The sequence below is a fragment of the Aeromicrobium sp. YIM 150415 genome (genome assembly GCF_016918125.1).
Taxonomy (GTDB): domain Bacteria; phylum Actinomycetota; class Actinomycetes; order Propionibacteriales; family Nocardioidaceae; genus Aeromicrobium; species Aeromicrobium piscarium.
Window position 1 is genome coordinate 25,326 of the sequence record NZ_JAERWM010000037.1, and the last position, 19,009, is coordinate 44,334.

24 protein-coding genes, 2 pseudogenes and 1 riboswitch are annotated in these 19,009 nt (G+C 67.1%); of the genes and pseudogenes, 11 read left to right on the plus strand and 15 right to left on the minus strand.

Going from position 1 to position 19,009, the window contains the following annotated elements:
* The first annotated feature begins 146 nt into the window (after window positions 1-146).
* The 4 genes and pseudogenes from JL108_RS19470 to JL108_RS19485 all read left to right on the plus strand — a co-directional run bounded on the left by JL108_RS19470 (window position 147) and on the right by JL108_RS19485 (window position 4,010).
* The gene (locus tag JL108_RS19470; RefSeq protein ID WP_205199748.1) at window positions 147-578 is read left to right on the plus strand and encodes a hypothetical protein; all 432 of its coding nucleotides are present in this window, start codon (window positions 147-149) and stop codon (window positions 576-578) included.
* A gap of 3 nt (window positions 579-581) precedes the next feature.
* Entirely contained in the window at window positions 582-1,355 is a 774-nt protein-coding gene (locus JL108_RS19475) for a hypothetical protein (protein ID WP_205199749.1), read from the plus strand.
* Window positions 1,356-1,484: 129 nt separating this feature from the next.
* Window positions 1,485-2,676, plus strand: a pseudogene (locus JL108_RS19480) (transposase); the annotation flags it as partial.
* Between the two features lie 303 nt (window positions 2,677-2,979).
* Window positions 2,980-4,010: pseudogene (locus JL108_RS19485) on the plus strand (IS110 family transposase).
* A gap of 532 nt (window positions 4,011-4,542) precedes the next feature.
* Here the strand turns inward: JL108_RS19485 and JL108_RS20355 are convergent.
* The 3 genes from JL108_RS20355 to JL108_RS19500 form a co-directional block, all read right to left on the minus strand.
* On the minus strand, window positions 4,543-4,674 hold the full coding sequence (locus tag JL108_RS20355; RefSeq protein WP_275888739.1) for a hypothetical protein: 132 nt from the start codon (window positions 4,672-4,674) through the stop codon (window positions 4,543-4,545).
* 76 nt (window positions 4,675-4,750) lie between these two features.
* Complete coding sequence (locus JL108_RS19495; RefSeq protein ID WP_205199750.1) at window positions 4,751-5,188, minus strand: DUF4870 domain-containing protein; 438 nt, start codon at window positions 5,186-5,188, stop codon at window positions 4,751-4,753.
* Window positions 5,185-6,510 (minus strand): peptide synthetase, encoded by a 1,326-nt coding sequence (locus tag JL108_RS19500; RefSeq protein ID WP_205199751.1) that lies wholly within the window; start codon window positions 6,508-6,510, stop codon window positions 5,185-5,187. The genes JL108_RS19495 and JL108_RS19500 overlap by 4 nt, the downstream gene beginning before the upstream one ends.
* A gap of 44 nt (window positions 6,511-6,554) precedes the next feature.
* Here JL108_RS19500 and JL108_RS19505 point away from each other — a divergent pair, with 44 nt between their 5' ends.
* Window positions 6,555-7,334 carry an alpha/beta fold hydrolase gene (locus tag JL108_RS19505; protein WP_205199752.1) on the plus strand — a complete coding sequence of 260 codons (780 nt, stop codon included), beginning with the start codon at window positions 6,555-6,557 and terminating at the stop codon, window positions 7,332-7,334.
* Here JL108_RS19505 and JL108_RS19510 read toward each other — a convergent pair.
* From JL108_RS19510 to thiO, 4 genes are all read right to left on the minus strand, one after another.
* Window positions 7,331-7,654 carry a YchJ family metal-binding protein gene (locus tag JL108_RS19510; protein ID WP_307837335.1) on the minus strand — a complete coding sequence of 108 codons (324 nt, stop codon included), beginning with the start codon at window positions 7,652-7,654 and terminating at the stop codon, window positions 7,331-7,333. The genes JL108_RS19505 and JL108_RS19510 overlap by 4 nt on opposite strands.
* Complete coding sequence (locus JL108_RS19515) at window positions 7,651-8,421, minus strand: thiazole synthase (protein WP_205199753.1); 771 nt, start codon at window positions 8,419-8,421, stop codon at window positions 7,651-7,653. The genes JL108_RS19510 and JL108_RS19515 overlap by 4 nt, the downstream gene beginning before the upstream one ends.
* 1 nt (window position 8,422) lies before the next feature.
* Window positions 8,423-8,674, minus strand: coding sequence for a sulfur carrier protein ThiS (gene thiS / locus JL108_RS19520; protein ID WP_205199754.1), 252 nt, complete (start codon window positions 8,672-8,674; stop codon window positions 8,423-8,425).
* On the minus strand, window positions 8,671-9,798 hold the full coding sequence (thiO, locus tag JL108_RS19525; RefSeq protein ID WP_205199755.1) for a glycine oxidase ThiO: 1,128 nt from the start codon (window positions 9,796-9,798) through the stop codon (window positions 8,671-8,673). The genes thiS and thiO overlap by 4 nt, the downstream gene beginning before the upstream one ends.
* A riboswitch (TPP riboswitch) is annotated at window positions 9,789-9,891 on the minus strand. (Overlaps the previous gene by 10 nt.)
* Before the next feature lie 12 nt (window positions 9,892-9,903).
* Here thiO and thiE point away from each other — a divergent pair.
* The gene (gene thiE / locus JL108_RS19530; RefSeq protein ID WP_205199756.1) at window positions 9,904-10,587 is read left to right on the plus strand and encodes a thiamine phosphate synthase; all 684 of its coding nucleotides are present in this window, start codon (window positions 9,904-9,906) and stop codon (window positions 10,585-10,587) included.
* 6 nt (window positions 10,588-10,593) lie between these two features.
* On the opposite strand, the gene JL108_RS19535 is transcribed toward thiE, so the two are convergent.
* From JL108_RS19535 to JL108_RS19550, 4 genes are read right to left on the minus strand one after another with little or no spacing between them, the layout of a single operon-like run.
* Window positions 10,594-11,067, minus strand: a complete 474-nt coding sequence (locus JL108_RS19535; RefSeq protein ID WP_205199757.1) for an isoprenylcysteine carboxylmethyltransferase family protein — start codon at window positions 11,065-11,067, stop codon at window positions 10,594-10,596.
* Window positions 11,064-11,426 carry a hypothetical protein gene (locus JL108_RS19540; RefSeq protein ID WP_205199758.1) on the minus strand — a complete coding sequence of 121 codons (363 nt, stop codon included), beginning with the start codon at window positions 11,424-11,426 and terminating at the stop codon, window positions 11,064-11,066. Before JL108_RS19540 ends, JL108_RS19535 begins: the two co-directional genes overlap by 4 nt.
* Before the next feature lie 5 nt (window positions 11,427-11,431).
* The gene (locus JL108_RS19545; RefSeq protein ID WP_205199759.1) at window positions 11,432-11,803 is read right to left on the minus strand and encodes a hypothetical protein; all 372 of its coding nucleotides are present in this window, start codon (window positions 11,801-11,803) and stop codon (window positions 11,432-11,434) included.
* Between the two features lie 38 nt (window positions 11,804-11,841).
* Window positions 11,842-12,255: a DUF2695 domain-containing protein gene (locus JL108_RS19550; RefSeq protein ID WP_143914819.1), complete on the minus strand. Its 414-nt coding sequence runs from the start codon at window positions 12,253-12,255 to the stop codon at window positions 11,842-11,844.
* A 106-nt stretch (window positions 12,256-12,361) separates the two neighbouring features.
* On the opposite strand from JL108_RS19550, the gene JL108_RS19555 reads away from it, so the two are divergent.
* Window positions 12,362-12,886: a DinB family protein gene (locus JL108_RS19555; RefSeq protein ID WP_205199760.1), complete on the plus strand. Its 525-nt coding sequence runs from the start codon at window positions 12,362-12,364 to the stop codon at window positions 12,884-12,886.
* A 68-nt stretch (window positions 12,887-12,954) separates the two neighbouring features.
* Here the strand turns inward: JL108_RS19555 and JL108_RS19560 are convergent, their stop codons facing one another.
* Together JL108_RS19560 and JL108_RS19565 are read right to left on the minus strand one after the other, a co-directional pair.
* A complete protein-coding gene (locus tag JL108_RS19560) occupies window positions 12,955-14,169 on the minus strand; it encodes an HNH endonuclease signature motif containing protein (protein ID WP_205199761.1) in 1,215 nt (404 codons plus the stop codon).
* 204 nt (window positions 14,170-14,373) lie between these two features.
* Window positions 14,374-14,733: a VOC family protein gene (locus JL108_RS19565; protein WP_205199762.1), complete on the minus strand. Its 360-nt coding sequence runs from the start codon at window positions 14,731-14,733 to the stop codon at window positions 14,374-14,376.
* A 115-nt stretch (window positions 14,734-14,848) separates the two neighbouring features.
* Here JL108_RS19565 and JL108_RS19570 point away from each other — a divergent pair, with 115 nt between their 5' ends.
* Complete coding sequence (locus tag JL108_RS19570; RefSeq protein ID WP_205199763.1) at window positions 14,849-15,283, plus strand: hypothetical protein; 435 nt, start codon at window positions 14,849-14,851, stop codon at window positions 15,281-15,283.
* 8 nt (window positions 15,284-15,291) lie between these two features.
* Window positions 15,292-16,818: a multicopper oxidase family protein gene (locus JL108_RS19575; RefSeq protein WP_205199764.1), complete on the plus strand. Its 1,527-nt coding sequence runs from the start codon at window positions 15,292-15,294 to the stop codon at window positions 16,816-16,818.
* On the opposite strand, the gene JL108_RS19580 is transcribed toward JL108_RS19575, so the two are convergent.
* Window positions 16,799-17,617 carry a helix-turn-helix domain-containing protein gene (locus tag JL108_RS19580; protein ID WP_205199765.1) on the minus strand — a complete coding sequence of 273 codons (819 nt, stop codon included), beginning with the start codon at window positions 17,615-17,617 and terminating at the stop codon, window positions 16,799-16,801. The two genes, JL108_RS19575 and JL108_RS19580, sit on opposite strands and share 20 nt — an antisense overlap.
* A gap of 117 nt (window positions 17,618-17,734) precedes the next feature.
* On the opposite strand from JL108_RS19580, the gene JL108_RS19585 reads away from it, so the two are divergent.
* A complete protein-coding gene (locus tag JL108_RS19585) occupies window positions 17,735-18,139 on the plus strand; it encodes a nuclear transport factor 2 family protein (RefSeq protein WP_205199766.1) in 405 nt (134 codons plus the stop codon).
* On the plus strand, window positions 18,136-18,354 hold the full coding sequence (locus JL108_RS19590) for a heavy-metal-associated domain-containing protein (RefSeq protein ID WP_205199767.1): 219 nt from the start codon (window positions 18,136-18,138) through the stop codon (window positions 18,352-18,354). Before JL108_RS19585 ends, JL108_RS19590 begins: the two co-directional genes overlap by 4 nt.
* 71 nt (window positions 18,355-18,425) lie before the next feature.
* Here JL108_RS19590 and JL108_RS19595 read toward each other — a convergent pair.
* A partial coding sequence (locus tag JL108_RS19595; protein ID WP_205199593.1) for an AMP-binding protein occupies window positions 18,426-19,009 on the minus strand: 584 nt, incomplete at its 5' end.

Here is a 19,009-nt window from a genome sequence, read left to right on the forward strand (position 1 = left end):
ACCCATGACCGTCGTCGCCGTTGTCACTCAAGGCACCGCCACCTGGCACGCGTTGGCGCACCGAGTCAAACCAGCCGGCGCCTTGCGTTCCAATCCGGACAATGAAACACTATTTTAAAGGACTATAAAGTCCGGAAGGAGCAATCATGAGAACCCACAAGCACCTAGCGACACTTGCAGTGACGGCTGTTGCCTCGACAGGCCTTGTCACCGCAATGACGACACCGGCACACGCCCAGGAAGCCCGCATCACTGCCGAGGAGACCGAGGTCACCCCGGGACCAGGCATCGGCGCCGGTCGCATCATCGAGTCCATCACATTTCGCGGGTTCGGGCAGACGGTATTTGATGAGATTGTTGGCTCATACGAAGTCCGCATGACCTTCGGGGGGAGCAATTTACTCCTCTTTAGTGATGGGCAGTCAGTCACAAACACCACCGAAAACTCCCAGACCTGGCAAGTCCTCGAGGAGTACAAGCAGACAACCCTCACGGCAGAAGCCAGCTATAGCTTCTGGGAAGGCAACTCGCTGACGATTCGAACCGCGGAAGAGTCATTCCACGGTTTCGCGGGATAGCCGGTGCGCCTCTCGTCGCTGATGGCGGCGGCGAGCTGTGTACTTCTCGTTTCATGCAGCTCACCGCCACCAAAGCCGCCAAAGGATGACGACCTTGAGCTCGGGTTGGCACTTTCAACCGAACCAGACTTCTCGACTCGGATTTCAGACGACGAATTGACGTCATCTGATGGTGAGCTAAAGCTCTACGGAGAAGTCCGCTCAAACCATATAGACATTGAGGTTGGCCTGTACGCATTCCTGGGGGGGACTCCCGCCTCCTTCGACGGACCGAGTTTCATTGAGCTTGATCGCGAAGGGCAAGCCTCCTTCGAACTCACCGTCGCTGTGCCGGGTAGACCGACGGACCTTCGAATAGCCACGGCTCCGACCGCTCCGACCGCCGTCATGAACTCGGGCGTGATGATGCGCGGAGAAGTCGACGGCGCCACTCCGGACACCCCTGCCGAGGGCTGCCAAAGTGCCCGCGAGAATCGCGACCTCAAGGCAACAACCGAACGACCGACTGGCCTTAGCGTGGCGAGGGACGGTACGCGATACACGGTCGAATGGAACTCCCCCCGGCCGGAGCAGACAGCCTTGACAAGGGTCATTGTGCTTGAGACGTCCCGCAGCGAAGTTATAGACTGCTATGACATTTACGAATCGGGAACGTTTGAGTTTGAGAGCGGCCCCGCCGATTTCAGGATCTTCGCCCTCCCCTTCGGTGATGCGCTTCGTGGCGAACCAACTTTCGCGATCGGTGGCCAGATAACCACGGTATTTTCCGCGTCTTGAGGTTCCTTTTTTGGCTCTTCCCAGTTGAGGGTGTAGATCGGGTGGCGTGGTCCGGCGCGGCGGTGACGGGAAGGGTCGAGGTCTCCCGAGGATGAAGGTTCCTACGCCTGACATCCGGAAGACCTCGACGTGCCTGACGCTACTCCTGTGGCCACCTTCAGCCCCGCTGATCTGACGCCGTTCTGCCGGCTCGATGAGCTCGGGCTGGTCGTGACCGGGCAACTGCTCGATCCCGACCGGGCGGTGCTGACGTGTCGGGTCGCGGGCAACGACGGGTGGTGTCGGCGGTGCGGCTGCGAGGGCGTCCCCCGAGACACGGTGACGCGGCGGCTGGCGCACGAGCCGTTCGGGTGGTGTCCGACGACACTCGTGGTCACTATCCGCCGCTACCGGTGCGCCGACTGCGGGCACGTGTGGCGGCAGGACACCGCCCGTGCCGCGGAACCACGTTCCAAGCTGTCGCGTGGTGGGTTGCGGTGGGCACTCAGCGGGATCGTCGTCGCCCACCTCACGGTCGCTCGTGTCGGAGAAGGTCTGGGGGTCGCGTGGGACACCGCGAACGACGCTGTCCTCGCCGAGGGCCAGCGAGTGTTGATTGATGACGAGCGGCGCTTCGACGACGTCCGGGTGATCGGCGTCGACGACTCCACCGCCGCTACGCGCCCGATGCGGTGGCTCCATTGTCTGGAGACACACGCAAGGGCGACAAATACGTCACGGTGGTCATCGACCTGACACCGATCCGCGACGGCACAGGCCCGGCCAAGCTGTTGGACATGGTCGAGGGCCGTTCCAAGAGCGTGGGGGTACCGCCCTGGACGGAGTCCTTGGGGGAGTCAAGACCTGGCTCAGCGAGCGTCCGAAGGCCTGGCGTGATGGTGTCGAGGTGGTCGCGATGGATGGATTTCCCCCGCAAGCGGGAGGTGCCCCCACCGGGTTCAAGACCGCCGCTGCTGAGGAAGTCCCGGACGCGGTCGCGGTCATGGACCCGTTCCACGTGGCCCGTCGGACCCTGCACACCGGCACCGACCTGTTGACCGACAGTCAATGGGACCGTATTGAATCACTCTTCGCCCACGAACGGCACGTCGAAGTCGAGGCCACATGGGTTGTCTACCAGCAGATGATCGCGGCATACCGGAGCCCCGACCGCCGCGTCGGGCGGCGTGTGATGGAGAAGCTGATCACCGGGGTCAGCAGCGGCGTCCCGAAAGCATTGATCGAGGTCGCCACCCTCGGCCGCACGCTGAAGAAGCGCGCCGCCGACGTCCTGGCCTACTTCGAGCGACCCGGCACATCTAATGGCCCGACCGAAGCGATCTGTGAGTCTGGATTCGGCTGGTCTGGGACTGGCTGGTCAGGATGGATGTCAGTCGCGTCGACCCGAGTGTGACTCTCGAAACAATTGGCCCGCAGCGCGCGGTGTCTTCCCGTTGAATTGTCCGCTCGGGCTAGCGCGGCCGACACCGTCCGGCCCACCTCGGTGACCTCATCAGGAGACTGCCCGACCCTCGCGGGTCGTGGCCCATCACAGATTCGCCCCGGAGTGACCTCTTCCCGGACCGGCGTCGGCCGCTCAGCGACCGCGACCCTGTCGGTTTCGAAGAGAGGAGCGTCGATCGCCATAGCTATCGTCGCGCATACCCGTCCGTTCGTCATCGGCGTGGATACTCATGCCCGCAATCACGCCGTCTCGATCCTCGCCTGCCCGACCGGCGAGATCATCGTTGAAGCCCAGTTCCCCGCCACCGTGGCAGGACTGTCTCGCGCCGTATGCTGGGCCGGACGCCGCACCGGCGGCGACGTCGACGTGCTCTGGGTGATCGAGGGTACAGGCACCTACGGAGCACGCCTGGTCCGCGCCGCAGCAGATGCCGGATACGCCGTCGTCGAGGCACCCCGGATGAACGCACGAGCGAACCGCGGCATCGGTAAGTCGGATCCGCTCGCCGCCCGCCGGATCGCCGCAGCGGCACTCCCGCTGCACGAGACGCAGCTGCGCGAACCACGAGCCGACGAGGGCATCCGCGCAGCCGTCAAGGTGCTTCTCGCCTCCCGCGACTATATGAGCACCGAGCGCACCGCGACGATCAATGCGCTCACCGCGCTCCTGCGCGTCGTCGATCTCGGCATCGACGCACGTCGCCCCCTCACCCAGGCGCAAAATCACCACGATCGCTGCGTGGCGGACCCGAGACGAAGACCTCGCCATCGCTACCGCCAGAGGCGAAGCGAGCCGACTCGCCAAGCGCATCACCGAACTCGTCCGCCAGAGCCCCGCGGGAGAACTGCTCGACCAGCCCGGCATCGGCCCTGTCACCGCCGCCGTCGCTTTGACGTCGTGGTCACACCTGGGACGCATCAGATCCGAGGCCGCGTTCGCCAGCCTCGCCGGCGCCAACCCGATCCCCGCATCTTCGGGCAACACCGTCCGACACCGCATCAACCGAGGCGGTGACCGGTGCCTCAACCGTGCCCTTCACATGGCCATCGTCACCCGCATGCGCATGGACCCGAGAACCCCGCGCCTACGGCGAACGTCGCACCGCCGAAGGACGCACCCTCCGCGAAATCTGCCGATGCCTCAAGCGCTACCTCGCACGCGAAATCTATCGCCGCCTCAACGCCACAGCCCGGGCCGAACTCCCGGCTTGACAAACATAGGAGATTCAACGGACGGCTCGAACACCTCCGCGGCTCCGCGCTGGGGTTCCGGAATCTCACGAACTACATAGCGAGGAGCCTGCTCGAAACCGGCGGATTCAGACCCCAACTACACCCTGGATTGGGATGAGCCGCTTTTTTCACGTCGCCACGAGCGCTTCTCCTTCGGCCGTCGCCACTAGGCTCCGACCGTCATCCACGTTCTTGTGAGACGAACGGATAAACGTTCTGGCCAGCGTGCTACCGCAGCAGATTGAGAATAGCCTGACGCCGATCCCAGTAGGCCCGCGCAAGGTTAGCTGTGGAAAGGATGAGGGCAAGCAGAGAGACCCCCAGCGGCCCGAGCGCTATGCCCACGAGCGAGGCCACGACCAGGAACCAGGCCAGTTGACGGTCCCAGGTGATCTGTTGTCCTCCAGGCTTCTCTGGTTCGCCGTGACTCATCTCTCCATTATGCAAGATCAACACTCGAAAAGCAGGCGGGCGGCATTGACAGGTGACAGTCGGGCGACTCCGAAGCCTCTCACTCCGTTTCAACTATCGGACTGATGATCGACTCGGCGAGTGTATAAACGGCATCCAGAACGTTGGTTCCGATGGCGCGGATGAGGTCGGTGCCGCCTTCGGACCATCCGGCGATGTGCTTGTTGGCCACCGCCCATCCTACGCATCCGCAGCCGCTCCAGCAGCCACGGGAGCGCATTCCTCGTCAGCGTCGGCGGGGGACGGGGTCAGCGGAAGAAGGGGATGCCGTTGATGCGCACCGGTTGGCGGCGGCTGGCGCGCACGAGTCCGATGATGGTGAACACGATGTGCAGGACGGTCACGGCCAGCCAGGTGAGGATGATGAGCCCGAAGGGGAAGAATCCCTCGATCTCGCGCTGAACGAACAAGATGCTGAAGTGGGCGCCCACCAGCACGAAGGTCGCGAGCAGATAGGTCAGGCCCCAGTTCGCGGCCCGGTTGGCGTTCTCGCGGGCGAGGCCACCGTACTTGATCTGGGAGGTGGACGAGATGACCATCGCGATACCGGCGATCACCGAGCCGACGAAGGGAATCGGGAAGAAGACGAACAGTCCCAGCCCCCACGGCAGTGCCCCCGTGGGAGGCTCGGCCCGGTAGGGCGGCTCCGGGGGTCCGGACGGCGGCGGGTAGGGCGGTTGCGTCATCGATGCTCCTCTTCTCGGCCGGCATCTCGTTCGTCGATCACCGACACGTGGGCATCGGCCTGAACCCGGGCCACGAGCGTATCGAGCCAGGTTCCGACATTCCGCCTCGCCTCCGAGGTGTCGGGGTAGCGGCAGCGCAGGTGGAGACCGGTCTCGTCGAGCACGAACCACAGCATCACACCGTCGGTCCGGATCGCCGCGCTCACATACTGTGCCTCCAGACGGTGCGTGTCCACCCGAACCGGCAGCCGCCGCAGGTCGAGCCAGGAGATCGCGAACATCCCAGGCGCCTCGGGCATCCCATCCCAGGCACGCAGCACCTCCTCCAACGGCCAGGAGCCGAGGCGCACCGCCTCCTTGACCGCCGCGGCGGCGCTGCGAGGATCCGCATCCCGGGACTCGATGACGGCATTGGTGATGAACCAGCCGACCGCATCGTGCCAGGCGGCGTCGTAGCGACTGTGGACCGGGAAGACCGCTCGCAGCGGCACACCAGCCAGCTCACGCGTCACCTTCGTCATCGCGGAGATCATCAGGGCGAGGGTGGAGACTCCGTGCTCGCGGGCACGCGCCGAGTAGGCCGCGCTGTCATCCACCCCGAGCACGTCGCGCACCTCCACACGCTCCGGCTGCGGACCCGGGTCGCCGAGCGGCAGAGGGAACCGCGGCATGACATCGCCGCCGGCGGCGAGGATCTCGGCCCACCGGCGGCCGATGTCCTCGGGAGCACGATCGCGGTGCCGCAGGGCACGCGTGTGGTCGGCGAAGGCGGGAACCGGCGACGACCGCGGAGCACCAGAGGCCGCGAGGGCCGCCATGAGGTCGCGCAGGATCACCAGCATCGACCACATGTCCACATGCGCGTGATCGGCGGCGATGGTCACCGTCGGACCGACCGCGGTCTCCACGACGCACAAGCGGTGCGACGGTCGAGCGTAGGGCGTGCACGTCAGGTCGAGAGCCTCCCGCAGCGCATCATTGACCGCCTGCCCGGGCCCGATGGGGTGCTCCACCCAGTCTCCGGCACCGATCTCGACCTCGAAGGAACGCGGCACGCCGTCGTCCCCGGGAACGAAGACCGACCGCAAGGTGCCGTGTCGCGCGATCACCGCCAGCCACGCCTCCGCGAGCACGGCGCGGGGCACCGGGGCCGGCAGGCGGAACGACAGCGCCATCCACGAGCCCGGCCGATCCCCCGCGCCGACATGGCGGCGCTGGTCGAAGGAGACCGGCAGTTCCCGTCCTGGCGCGGAGACCCTCACGTCGTAGCCCAGCAAGCGTCCGAACGGGAGCCGTAGATGCGCGACATTCGTGAGTCGCATGGCGGTACCCTAGCCCCGATCACCGAGTGATGTGAGGAGCGACCGTGCCGAGATTCCCTGTGCCGGGAGCGGATCTCGCCGTGGAGCTCAGCGACGAGGGAGGCCCTCCTGTCGTGCAGCTCCACGGTCTCACCTCGAGCCGTTCACGCGATCGAGTACTCGATCTCGATCTCGGTCGCGGCCTGACCGGCACTCGGCTTCTCCGCTACGACGCCCGCGGCCACGGCGATTCATCGGGACGCGAGGTGGCCGACGACTACCGCTGGTCGTCGCTGGCCGATGACCTCCTGAGGCTGGTGGACCACTGGTTCCCCGGCGAGCAGGTACACGGCGTCGGTCCCTCGATGGGCGCCGCGACCCTGCTGCACGCCGCCGTGCGCGCGCCGGACCGGTTCAGCGGACTGACACTGCTCGTGCCACCCACCGCGTGGGAGACGCGTCCGGCGAAAGCCGAGGAGTACCGGGAGGCTGCCATCCTCGTCGAGAGCCGGGGAGTCGACGGCTTCATCGCCGCCGGACGCGACCGGCCCCGTCCTCCGGCGACAGCCGACGCGCCCGACACCAGCCCCGATGTCCCTGAACGACTGCTCCCCGCGGTCCTGCGTGGCGCCGCCCTGAGCGATCTTCCTCGCCACGATGACATCGCCAGTCTCGACATCCCCACGACGGTCCTCGCCTGGGTAGACGATCCCTCGCACCCCGTCTCGACCGCCCGGATCTTGGTCGAGCTGCTGCCACGCGCGACCGTGGAGGTCGTGTCCACACCCGGCGAGGTGCTCCGATGGCCGGACAGGCTGCGCGACGACGTCGCACGTCTCTCCTAGGACGACCGCACCTCGCCGTCGAGGTACCGCCAGCGCCCCTCCTCCTTGGCGAAGCGCGACCGCTCGTGCAGGATCCCCAGCTCTCGCCCGACGAGGTACGTGGCGCGGAATTCGACGGTGCCCGTGGCATCGTCCGGTCCCCCTTCGACTGCCTCGACGATCTGCAGGCCTCGCCATCGCGGATTGTCCGAGAGATCGATCTCGGCCGGCCGGGTCGAGGAGTGCCAGCTGGCGAGCAGCCAGTCCGCATCGCCGCGCCGGAATGCCTCGAACCTCGACCGCATCAGCGCCTCGGCCGTCACGGGCCAGTCCCCCGTCACGAGACCCCGATCCTGCCCTCGTCCGGTGAGGACGCCTGCGCCAGCGAGCGCCGGGGAATGCGCCCCGCGCGATAGGCATCTCGTCCCGCCTGGACCGCGGCGCGCATCGAGCGGGCCATGAGCGGAGCATCGTGTGCGCGGGTCACCGCGCTGGCCAGCAGCACGGCATCGCATCCCAGCTCCATCGCGAGCGCGGCATCCGATGCGGTCCCCACGCCGGCATCGAGGACCACCGGCACGCGTGCGGCCTCGGCGATCATCGAGATGTTGTGCGGATTGAGGATTCCCAAGCCGGTGCCGATGGGAGCCCCTGCCGGCATGACTGCCGCGACGCCGACATCCTCGAGGCGCCGCGCGAGGATCGGGTCGTCGTTGGTGTAGGCGAACACCGAGAAGCCATCGGCCACGAGCTCGTCCGCGGCGGTGAGCAGCTCCACCGGATCAGGCAGCAGCGTGTCCTCGTCGGCCACGACCTCGAGCTTGATCCAATCGGTCTCCAACGCCTCTCTCGCCAGCTGCGCGGTCAACACGGCATCGCGCGCGGTGAAGCAGCCGGCGGTGTTGGGCAGCGCGTGGACGCCGAGACGTTCGAGCATGGCGAAGACCGAATTGCCGGCGGCGGCGTAACGACGGATCGCCACGGTGGTCACCTGGGTGCCGGAGGCGACGAGCGCCTCCTCGAGCGTGGCGAGCGAGGTCGCGCCCCCGGTGCCCATGATGAGACGGCTGTCGAGCCGCACTCCCGCGATGTCCAACGCGTCGACCATGTCAGCCTCCCTGAGTGGCCGTGACGACGTCGACTGCGACTCCGTCCGCGAGTACATGGTCGTGCCAGTCGCCGCGCGGGACGACCATGCCATCGACAGCGACGGCGACGCCGAGACGCCCACCGTCGACCGGCGCGCCGGCGGCGTCCAGCTCACGCTCGATATGCCGGGCGATGATCTCGCGCAACGTGCTGCCGGTGGATACGTCTGTCTCTTGCCCGTCGAGGACGATGGAGATCGTGCCGGCGGTCATGGTGCTCCTCCTGTGGTCGGGTCGGAACGGTGGAAGCGGTACGGGTCCAGCGCGGCGAGCATCCCGGGCTCCACCGGCAGCCGATCGACGAGATCGGCGGTCACCTCGCTGCCGAGCGGAGCGAGCAGGATCCCATGACGGAAGTAGCCGGTCGACACGACCAGGCCCGGGTCGAGTCGGCCGACGAGCGGAACATCGTCGGGAGTGCCCGGGCGTGCCCGTGTCATGGTCTCGACGAGACGGGTGTCGAGCACGCCCGGTACGAGGCGCCACGCGTCGTCGAGGAGGCGGTGCACGCCCTCCGCGCTCGGACGCGGGTCGTCATCCTCGCGGGTCGTGGCGCCGAGCACGAGACTCCCGTCGCGCCGCGGCACGAGATAGACCGATCGACCGCGGACGAGGCCGCGGACGGTTCGGGTCAGCAGTGGACGGGCGCCGCGGGACGGCTCGAGGCGGAGGATGTCGCCATAGACCGGCCGCAGCGGCAGGCGCGGAAGCTCGGGCAGAGAACCGAGACCGGTGCAGAGCACCACCTGGTCGCCACGATGCTCGGTGCCGTCGACGAGCCGCACACCCCTCGTCGCGCCGTCCTCACGGAGCAATCCGGCGACCTCGGAGCGGATGACACGATCGCCCAGCGCCTCGATCAGTGCCACGCACATCGCGCGCGGATCGATCTGGTGATCGTCCGGGAGACTGACTCCTCCGGCGATGCCGGGCGCCAGGGCGCCTTCGAGCCGCCGGGCCGCAAGGGAGGACACGCGAACCGCACGCAGACCGAGCGAGGCCTGGAGCGCGGTGAGCTCGTCGAGGGCGGCGCGGTCGGCGTGATCGGCTGCCACGACCAGGGTCTCGGTCGGCAGGTAGCCGACCTCCTCGGGCCGGCCCGGCACGAGACGCTCGACGAGGTCGGCATAGCGGCGCGCGGACTCGACCATGAGCGGATAGAGCGACGGCTGACCCCACACGACCTCCGAGGCCGGCGCGAGCATCCCGGCGGCGGCACGTGTAGCACCGGAGGCGGGAGCGGGGTCGCAGACCGTGACGTTCCAGCCGCGCTCGACGAGTCGCCAGGCGGTGGTGAGGCCGATGATCCCGGCCCCGGCGACGATGACGTCCGCCATGGTGTCCCTTCCTCCGGCGGCATGATCCGCATCAGGTCTGGCGGTCGGCACGTGGCCCTCTCAGCCCCCTCCGGGGCTCCCGCGAACACCACTAGCCTAGAGGACATGACCGATGCTCCTTCGTTCGCCGCTGCCTCGCCCGCCTCGCTCGGGGGCGCCGAACGACGTCGACGGCTGGCCGATGCGCGTCTCTATGTGTGCACGGATGCGCGGACAGGTGGGGATATCGCGGAGTTCGCGGGCGCCGCCTTCGACGGCGGGGTCGACATCATCCAGGTGAGAGACAAGACGATCGAGGCCGCGGACGAGATCGCGGCTCTCACTGCAGTGGCCGCAGTGGCCCGGCGTCATGAAACGATGTTCGCGGTCAACGACCGCGCGGACGTGGCCGCGCTCGTGGGGGCCGATATCTTCCACATCGGGCAGCGCGATCTCACCCCGGCTCAGGCACGTGGACTGCTGGGCCCCGATGTGGTGATCGGGCGGTCGACCCATGCGGTGGAACAGATCGACGCGGCCGAGGCCGATCCGGAGGTGGACTACTTCTGCGTCGGCCCGGTGTGGGAGACCCCCACCAAACCCGGCCGAGCCGCGGTCGGCCTCGATGTGCTCCGCTACGCGGCCGCGATGGCGACGAAACCGTGGTTCGCGATCGGCGGCATCGCCGCGGGCGAGCGGCTCGATGCGGTGCTCACCGCCGGCGCCGAACGGATCGTTGTGGTCCGCGCGATCACACAGGCCGCTGATCCCGCTGTCGCGGCACGCGGCCTGCGAGCGCGCCTGGGCTGAGGTGTCTCACCGGCCCTGGCCGCGCACCGAGCGCCGGTCCAGCCAGCGCGGCACTCGTCGGGCGTAGTGGTCGTAGTCGGTGCCGAACGCGGCACGGAGCGCCTTCTCCTCGACGGGGATCTGGCACCGATCGACGACGGCTATGTACAGGGCGAGAGGGACTCCGGCGGTCCACGATCGTCGCCCCACCGCGTGTGCGAGCAGAAGCCCTGCCATTCCCACGTACATGGGGTTGCGCGACCTCCGGTAGGGGCCGGTCTCGACCAATGCGGTCACTCGATCGACATCCACCGGGTTCACGGTGGTGCCTTCACGGCGGAACCTGGCCGCCGATCCTCCCAGCATCCATACGGATCCCACGGCCAGCGCCGCGGCACCGGTGAGAGACAGCGGCGTGGGGGCCGAACGTCTGGCGCACACGCTTTGAGCGACGGCCGCGACGCCGGTGAGCAGGAGAGGCGGGATTCGAGGCACGCTCATGGTCTCGCTCCCGGAACCGATCGCCATTGCAGAACGGCTGCGGCGCCGTCGAAGAGTGCCGTCGTCGCCAGCAGCGCGGTTCCCCAGCGCGAAGGGCGATGTCTGAGCATCAACGCGCAGGTGCCGACCCAGCCGACGTTCACGAGCGCCGCCCGTCGCAGGTCTCGTGCTGTCGGCCGGGTACGCGCGGAGGCCAGCAGCATCACGCCGGTGGCCCCCAGAGCGGCCCCCGCGGGCGCTCTCCATGACGATGCCGGGAGAACGAGCTCCGCGACCGAATCGCTGGCCGCGGTGACGGCTGCGGCGGCGAGGCAGCCGGCGCCGTCGGCGACGAGAACGGATCGCGCATCGAGGACCATCGCCCTCAGCCGATCTGACCCGTCACCTGCGAGCGGAGCGCGGCGACATCGCTTCCGTCCGCCCCGAAGCCGAGACTCATGATCTTCTTGCCATCGGAGGCCTGGCGGAGCGTCTTTCCGTCGACACGCAGGTCGGTCGGTGATGCAACGGCATAGCGCTTGAGGGTCATCCCGAGCGGGTTGCGGATCTGGATCTCGTTCGGCTCGACCTTGGCCATCGGGTTGACCAGCATCAGCACCCCGAGCGCGACGAGGATGCCACCCGCGGCGGTGCCGAGGCCCTGGCCGGTCAGGATCGAGGTCAGGGCGAGGAAGGCTCCGATCACCAGCTCGGCGATCGCGAGGCCACGGTGGTAACGAATCGTCATCGGCGTCATGGCGACACCTTACGTGGGCCCCGGCCGTCCACGACCAGCTATCTCGCGGCATCCCAGTTGGCGCATGGCTGGACCGATCCTCGGCGAACACCCGCGCACGGCGGCATCCGTGCAGGAGGCTCCGCGTCGACCCATGTGTCGTAGCCGTCCGATCCCGGCTGCCAGTATCCGCCGGTCCACAGCCTCGACGCGGGGTGGAAGGCGTTCATGAACATCTCGCAATCGCAGCAGCACGCGCCCAGCACGGAGAGCCGCTGCAGTAATGCCGTGGCGCGCGGCGCGGCGTGATCGCGATACGCCATCGCGAAGCGGTGGGTGTTGTCGCAACCGAACTCGGCAAACTGCCGATCGACGTAGCACACCAGACACTCCCCCGGCTTCGGCGTCAGTAGTGCGTGCGAGCTCTCCAGCAGGATCTGCTCGGCTTCGTTCTCGATGAGTTCTCTGTCCATGTCGGCACCGTCCCAGAGAGGCCCGACATTCCGTGTCGCCCGGATGCCGGGTATCCACAGGGCGAATCAGCGATCAGTCGGGCGAGCACCCTTAGGATGAGGCAGCATGTCGACCGCCCCGTTCCCCGAACCCGGCTCCACCGATGATCTGCGTGGCCTGTTGCTCGACTATCTCGATTACTACCGAGCCGTCATCACGGACAAACTCGACGGACTCGGACCCGATCAACTCGTCAGCACGAACGTGCCTTCTGGGTGGACGCCTGCAGGACTGGTCAATCACCTGGTCCATGCGGAGCGGCGATGGCTGGTCTGGGGATTCCTGGCCGAGCCCGTCGACGATCCCTGGCGCGACATGGCGCCTTCGGGCGGATGGGTGACTCTCGAAACCCGGTACGACGAGCTCGAGAGGGCGCTTCTCGACGCCGGACGTCGTACGCGGGCCATCGTCGAGGAGCACGATCTCACCGAGACCGCTGGCGTCGGCGGCCGGTTCCCGGACCACGCGTCGGCACCACAGTTGCAATGGATACTGCTGCATCTGGTCCAGGAGTATGCCCGGCACGCCGGGCATCTGGACATCGCACGTGAGGTGCTCGACGGCCACGGCGGCGCCGTCACCGACCCATAGGGGCACCACCTGGGACTTCGGGAGGGCGAAGGCGTCACCTGACGAACCCCGTGGGTGAGGCCGACGGTTCAGCCGGCTCGTGGAAGACGGGTAGCTGGTGGGTGTGTGGGGAGGCGTCGCTTGTGGTGGCGTGGGTCGGCGCCGGGTAGGAGGCGGCCTTGGCGGTCGGTGAACTCGTGGGTCGTGGGGTCGATGACGAGTGTTCCGGCATGAACCGCCCGATGGCATCTGGGACAGAGACCGATCAGGTTGGCCAGGTCGGTGGGTCCACCGCGGGACCACCAGATGATGTGATGGATATGCACCACGGGCGCCCGACATCCCGGGGACGCGCACTCGTGTCCTTGTCGGGCGAGGACCGCAGTCCGTTGCCTGGGCGTCGCCAACCGGCTACTGCGCCCGACGTCCAGGACTCCGTCCTTACCCCCGACTGCGACTGGGGTGATGTCGGCTTCGCAGATCATCTCCTGCAGCTGCCGGATACCGATGGTCCCGAACCCCACCAACTCCCCAGACCCGGCATCGTTCATCAGGGTGCTGGCGTCGATCGTCAGGGCCAGGTGCGGACGCACCCCCTTGTCCCCGGGAAGACCACCCTCCAACACCGAGTCGAGGAGTCGTTCCAGCCCGTCGACTCGCCGCTGGGCGCTCGTGCGCGGATCATCCGCGCCCTGGGGCGCCGACAGCGACTGCAACAACGTGGTGAGTTTCGCGCCGGTGGTCGAATTGAGGAACCCGTTGATGTGAACACCGTCAGGGACGGGGTTCACCTGGATATCCTCACGGGCCATGCCATCGATCCACGCCTGATCCAGTTCATCGGGATACACCGCGTCCCGCAGCCTACGGACCACTTCACGTAGAGCGGCAGGCTCAGCGGCGGACGCCACATCGAGAAGTTCAGGGAGCAGGTCACGGGTGTGTCCCGGGCCGACATGCGTGACCGCATACGACAGGTGCTTCACATGCTCCAACGACACCCCACCCGCAGAAGCCAGTTCCGCGGCCTCGGGGATCTGCTTCAGCGTCACCCCAGACCTGACCAACTCACTCGCCCGACGCGAACTCACCCGCAACTGATCACGCAACCACGCCTTCACCGTCGAGTAACCCTCACCCTCGTGCTCCAGGGTCTCGGACATCTCAGCAGTCAGTTGAGCCTGGGCGGCATCGATCGCATTGCTCGCCTCTTCCAACGCCCGCAACGCATCGGTCGAAGGCGCGAACGCCTCCAACAACGCCGCGGTGTCCCGCAGCCGCTGCGCCAGATCCCCCGAACTCATACACCTATAATATCGAACAAGCGTTCGAACATCAAGAGGTGGTGGCAGACTTTTTCGTTGGCCTGCCAGGGTACGGAAGATGTGACTCCCTGGTAGTCATAGCAACCGCCGAGGCACATCCTTCGTCACCACCAGACGAGGCGGCCGCATCGTGAAGCGGCTCATAGATGGCCTCACCACGAACGCGGCGTTCAGCGAACAGACCTATGACTCGGCGAATACACCCAGCCGATTCCCACTCGGATCGACGAACTCGAACCGGCGCCCGCCCGGAAAGTCATAGGGTCCCGCCGCGATCATCCCGCCTGCATTCCGGACCGCCTCGACCGTGGCGTCCAGATCCTCCGAGAACAACAGCACGAGGGGACCGTCGCCGCCAGATGCCGAGCCAGCGGCCAGACCCCCGATCTCGCCCTCACCGTCCGGTGATCTGATCCCGCTGTACGCCGGGCCGTAGTCGTTGAACTCCCACCCGAAAGCCGCCGTGTAGAAGTCGCGAGCCGCGGCGAGATCGGTGACCCCGAACTCGATATAGCTGATCACATGATGCTTGGGTCCGGGCATAGCGCGACGCTACTGACCTTTGCCTCTGATCGCCACCTCACACGGCGACCCCACACAGCAACTTGACCCGGCACGTAATTGCTGGACACCACCCCGCCAGGGCACGGTGATCGACATGACTGACAACTCCCGCTCTGCCGCGACGGTGGAGCCGAGCGCGCCGCGCCCATCGAGCTTCGGACGTGTCATGCAGGCGATACTCGTGGTCGTCGCGCTGCTCCAGGTCATCCTGGTAGCCACGCAGGCGATGCTGGCCGGTATCGGGCTCGATGGCCGAGCCATCGGTGCAGACTTGCACGAGAGCAACTCGACCGTCGTCGCGATCGTCGGCGTCGTCCAGGTGATCGCCGCGGTGCTGTGGTGGCGCCCTGGCCGTGGGCGTGGGGCGGCGCCCCTGCTCGCCGCCGGACTGCTCCTGGCGGTGATGGCTCAGATGGTCGCCGGACAGAACAGTGTCCTGGCCGTGCACATTCCGCTCGGTATCGGGATCCTGCTCGGCAGCATCTGGCTGCTGCGGATCGCCCTGCGCCGGCAACCCAGCAGCACGTGAGGCCTCCGATGGGCATCCCAGCGGACGCGAGCCCGGCACGTGCAGCCATCGGACGGCGGTCCTTCCTGCGGCTCTCACTCGGTTCCGTCGCCGCCGTCACCCTCGCCGGATGCGGCTTGCTCGGCTCCCGCGACGACCTCAACACCGTCGGCACGATCACCTTCGACGAGCCGCTGAGCATCCCACCACTGCTCGAGGCGACATCGGCGGGAGGGCACCGCGTGTACGAACTGGTGACGCGGTCGGGCCGGTCGGTCATCCTCGACGGCGCCGAGACCCCGACCTGGGGAATCAATGGGCCGTTCCTCGGCCCCACGCTGCGTGCGCATCGCGGCGACACGATCCGGATCGACGTGCGCAACGAGCTGGACGAGGCGACGACGCTGCATTGGCACGGCATGCACCTTCCTGCCTCCGCCGACGGCGGCCCGCACCAGACGATCTCGCCCGGAGGGTCCTGGTCGCCCACCTGGACCGTCGACCAGCCGGCAGCGACGCTCTGGTATCACCCGCATCCGCACGGCGAGTCCGAGCGCCACACGTATCGCGGTCTCGCCGGGATGTTCATCCTGACCGACGACGTGGAGGCAGGGCTCGACCTCCCCCGCGACTACGGCGTCGACGACATCCCGGTCATCGTGCAGGACAAGACCTTCGACAGCCGGGGGCGATTCTCCGACGGAGACGACCAGTACGTCGGCAGCCTCGGCGACACCGTACTCGTCAACGGGACGGCCAACGCGTTCTTCGAGGTCACCGCCGAACACACCCGACTCCGCCTGCTCAACGCCTCCACGGCCCGCAGCTACGCTTTCGGCTTCTCCGATGGCCGAGATTTCGCGTTGATCGCGACCGATGGCGGCCTCCTCGAGGCACCCGTCGAGCTGTCCAGCATCCTCCTCACGCCTGGAGAACGCGCCGAGATCGTGGTGACGATGTCGGGGACGGATGACACGGTCACACTTCGCTCCTACCCGCAGGACCTCGGCGTCTCCGGCGGCCGAGCCCGAGGCGCGGGAGCCGACGATGAGCTGGACATCCTCCTGCTGACCACGGCGACCGATCTCGCACCCCGTCCCCGGATCCCCTCCCAGCTGGCCCAACTGGACGACATCTCACCGACCGACGACACCGCGACGCGGACGTTCGAGCTAGGCAATGACCGCATCAACGGGCAGCAGATGGACATGGCCCGCATCGACGAGGTGATCCCGGTCGGGACGACCGAAGTCTGGGAAGTGGTCAACACGCACTCACAACCCCATAACTTCCACATCCACGACGTCCAGTTCCGGGTCGTGAGCATCGACGGTCAGTCACCGCCGCCCGAGCTGCGCGGCCGCAAGGACACGGTGTACACGCCTCCCGGGTCGCGCATCCGATTGACCATGCGCTTCGACGACTATGCCGATCCCGAGACGCCCTATATGTACCACTGCCATCTACTCCGCCACGAGGACCGAGGAATGATGGGACAGTTCGTCGTCGTCGAACCCGGCCAGAGGCCGACCGAGCTCAGCCACCACCACGGCTGACGGCTGCAGCCTCCTCGGAGCTCGCCAACTGATGAAGGATCTCGCGGGTGGCGTCGTCTGCGGGAAAGAAGGTCTCTATGGCGAGCTCGTCGAGCGTAATGTCCCGAGGAGATCCGAAGACCGACACGACGTAGAGCAGCGAGAGCCGCCCGAACGGCGTGTCCAGCCGCATCGGCGTCACCATGTCGGTGTGATCGCCCGGCACATCCTCGCTGGGACGGTCAGGCAGCGGGTAGTTCTCCAACTCGTCAAGGAGATCGGCCAGGGCCGGATCGGCGGTGCGTTCGTATTGCCGGCGGACCCGTCGCACGGTGAGCGTGCGCCATTGGACCGGGTTGGCCAGCTGCCCGGCCATGCCGTCGGGGTGCAGGGTCGCTCGCAGCATGTTGAGGCGGGGTTCGCGCAGCCGCTGCGGCACCCCTGCCAGGAACCGCGACATCGATCGGTTCGAGGCGAGCAGCTCCCAGCGGGCGTTGACGGCGACCGAGGGATAGGGCTCGTGTCCGGCGAGCACCAGGTCGATGGCGCTCCTGGCTGCCCCGAGGTCGTCCAGGGGGTGCTCGGGATGGGGCGGTGCGAATCCGGCCGCCAGGTAGAAGCCGTTCCGGTCCCGCAGCGGCACATCGAGTTCGTCACAGAGACGGCCGATCATCGACCGGCTCGGTTGGGAGCGGCCGGTCTCGATGAAACTGAGGTGCCTGGTCGAGACATCGGCGGCGATCGACAACTCGAGCTGCGATCGCCGGCGGTGTTCCCGCCACCTGCGGATCAACGCGCCCACCGACTCGTGCTGACTCATGTGTCAAGACTATGAGCGGTGTCCATGACCTCGGAGGTCATCGACAACGCTCCTGTCCGCGCACATGCTGGTCGTGCGATCGATCGTGACCGCCCCGCTACTTCGCCGAGGAGAACCATGAGCCTGTTCGACGATATCGATCCCGCGCAGTTCATCGTCGAGTTCGACGAGCGGTTCCATGCCGCGGTCGTCGACGGTGACGAGGACCTCGCCGCCGTCGTCGATCGTTTCCACACCGCGGACATCCTCCAGGTCGCCGACGGACACCCGATGGACCGTGAGAAGCTCATCGCCCACGTCCGCCCGACACGCAAGCAACGGCCGAGCCTGCGCATCGAGATGGGCGATGCCCTAGCCGAGGAGGACCGTCTCGCGGCGAGATATCGGATGCACGTCGGACGCCCCCGTGGCGATGACGTGGAACGGCTGACCATCGACGTCCATTTCTTCGGTCGGTTCGCGCTGGATGGCCGGATGCGCAGCGCGCATATCCTCACGAGAATGGAGCGCCTCGGATCATGACCGTTGCCCAGACCTATACCGTCCTCGGCATGGCGTGCGGACACTGCGAGACCTTCGTCGCCGAGGAGCTTCGGCAGCTCGACGGCGTCGAGTCGGTCTCCGTCGACGTGGACGGAGACTCCGTCACCGTGATCAGCCGGCACTCGCTCGAGTCGGATCGGGTCGCCGACGCGGTGTCCCGGGCCGGTTACGAGCTCATCGTGACCGACCAGTGACACGGCCCGTTCGATGACGACGCATCCTTCACGGCTGCCAGAGGCCGCGAGCTCGCCTGGCGCTACCTCCGTCAGCTGAGTTCGCGTTTGAGGATCTTGCCCGTCGAGGTCATCGGGAGCTCGTCGCGGAACTCCACGATGCGCGGGTACTTGTAGGCCGCGAACTGCTCCTTGCCCCACGCGACCAGCTCGTCCTCGGTGACCTCGACACCGGGCTCGCGCACGACGACGGCCTTGACCTCCTCGCCGTGGGACTCGTGCGGCACGCCGATGACCGCGACCAGCGAGACCGCCGGATGCGTCATCAGCACCTCCTCGAGCTCACGCGGATACACGTTGTAGCCGCCGCGGATGATCATGTCCTTGCTGCGGTCGACGATGAAGTAATAACCGTTCTCGTCACGACGGCCCAGATCCCCGGAGCGGAACCACTCACCATGGATCGCCTCCTCAGTCGCGGCGGGGCGCTTGTAGTAGCCCTTCATGATGCCGTGACCCTTGATCGCGATCTCACCGATCGCCTCCGGGTCATCGGCAATCTCGTTCCACTCGTTGTCGATGAGCTTCATCTCCACCCCCTTGACCGGCGTGCCGATCGAACCCACCACCGGCGGCTTACCCCACGGCGAGAACGAGGCGACCGGCGAGGTCTCCG

Coding starts and splice junctions, on each gene's coding strand:
- thiO (WP_205199755.1), bottom strand. CDS start 9,798: ATGGCGGACGTCATCGTCGCCGGGGCCGGGATCATCGGCCTCACCACC.
- JL108_RS19550 (WP_143914819.1), bottom strand. CDS start 12,255: ATGGACAGAGAACTCATCGAGAACGAAGCCGAGCAGATCCTGCTGGAG.
- thiE (WP_205199756.1), top strand. CDS start 9,904: ATGACCGATGCTCCTTCGTTCGCCGCTGCCTCGCCCGCCTCGCTCGGG.
- JL108_RS19575 (WP_205199764.1), top strand. CDS start 15,292: ATGGGCATCCCAGCGGACGCGAGCCCGGCACGTGCAGCCATCGGACGG.
- JL108_RS19495 (WP_205199750.1), bottom strand. CDS start 5,188: ATGACGCAACCGCCCTACCCGCCGCCGTCCGGACCCCCGGAGCCGCCC.
- JL108_RS19500 (WP_205199751.1), bottom strand. CDS start 6,510: ATGCGACTCACGAATGTCGCGCATCTACGGCTCCCGTTCGGACGCTTG.
- JL108_RS19585 (WP_205199766.1), top strand. CDS start 17,735: ATGAGCCTGTTCGACGATATCGATCCCGCGCAGTTCATCGTCGAGTTC.
- thiS (WP_205199754.1), bottom strand. CDS start 8,674: ATGACCGCCGGCACGATCTCCATCGTCCTCGACGGGCAAGAGACAGAC.
- JL108_RS19565 (WP_205199762.1), bottom strand. CDS start 14,733: ATGCCCGGACCCAAGCATCATGTGATCAGCTATATCGAGTTCGGGGTC.
- JL108_RS19545 (WP_205199759.1), bottom strand. CDS start 11,803: ATGACGCCGATGACGATTCGTTACCACCGTGGCCTCGCGATCGCCGAG.
- JL108_RS19555 (WP_205199760.1), top strand. CDS start 12,362: ATGTCGACCGCCCCGTTCCCCGAACCCGGCTCCACCGATGATCTGCGT.
- JL108_RS19570 (WP_205199763.1), top strand. CDS start 14,849: ATGACTGACAACTCCCGCTCTGCCGCGACGGTGGAGCCGAGCGCGCCG.
- JL108_RS19535 (WP_205199757.1), bottom strand. CDS start 11,067: ATGAGCGTGCCTCGAATCCCGCCTCTCCTGCTCACCGGCGTCGCGGCC.
- JL108_RS19470 (WP_205199748.1), top strand. CDS start 147: ATGAGAACCCACAAGCACCTAGCGACACTTGCAGTGACGGCTGTTGCC.
- JL108_RS19515 (WP_205199753.1), bottom strand. CDS start 8,421: ATGGTCGACGCGTTGGACATCGCGGGAGTGCGGCTCGACAGCCGTCTC.
- JL108_RS19540 (WP_205199758.1), bottom strand. CDS start 11,426: ATGGTCCTCGATGCGCGATCCGTTCTCGTCGCCGACGGCGCCGGCTGC.
- JL108_RS19590 (WP_205199767.1), top strand. CDS start 18,136: ATGACCGTTGCCCAGACCTATACCGTCCTCGGCATGGCGTGCGGACAC.
- JL108_RS19580 (WP_205199765.1), bottom strand. CDS start 17,617: ATGAGTCAGCACGAGTCGGTGGGCGCGTTGATCCGCAGGTGGCGGGAA.
- JL108_RS19560 (WP_205199761.1), bottom strand. CDS start 14,169: ATGAGTTCGGGGGATCTGGCGCAGCGGCTGCGGGACACCGCGGCGTTG.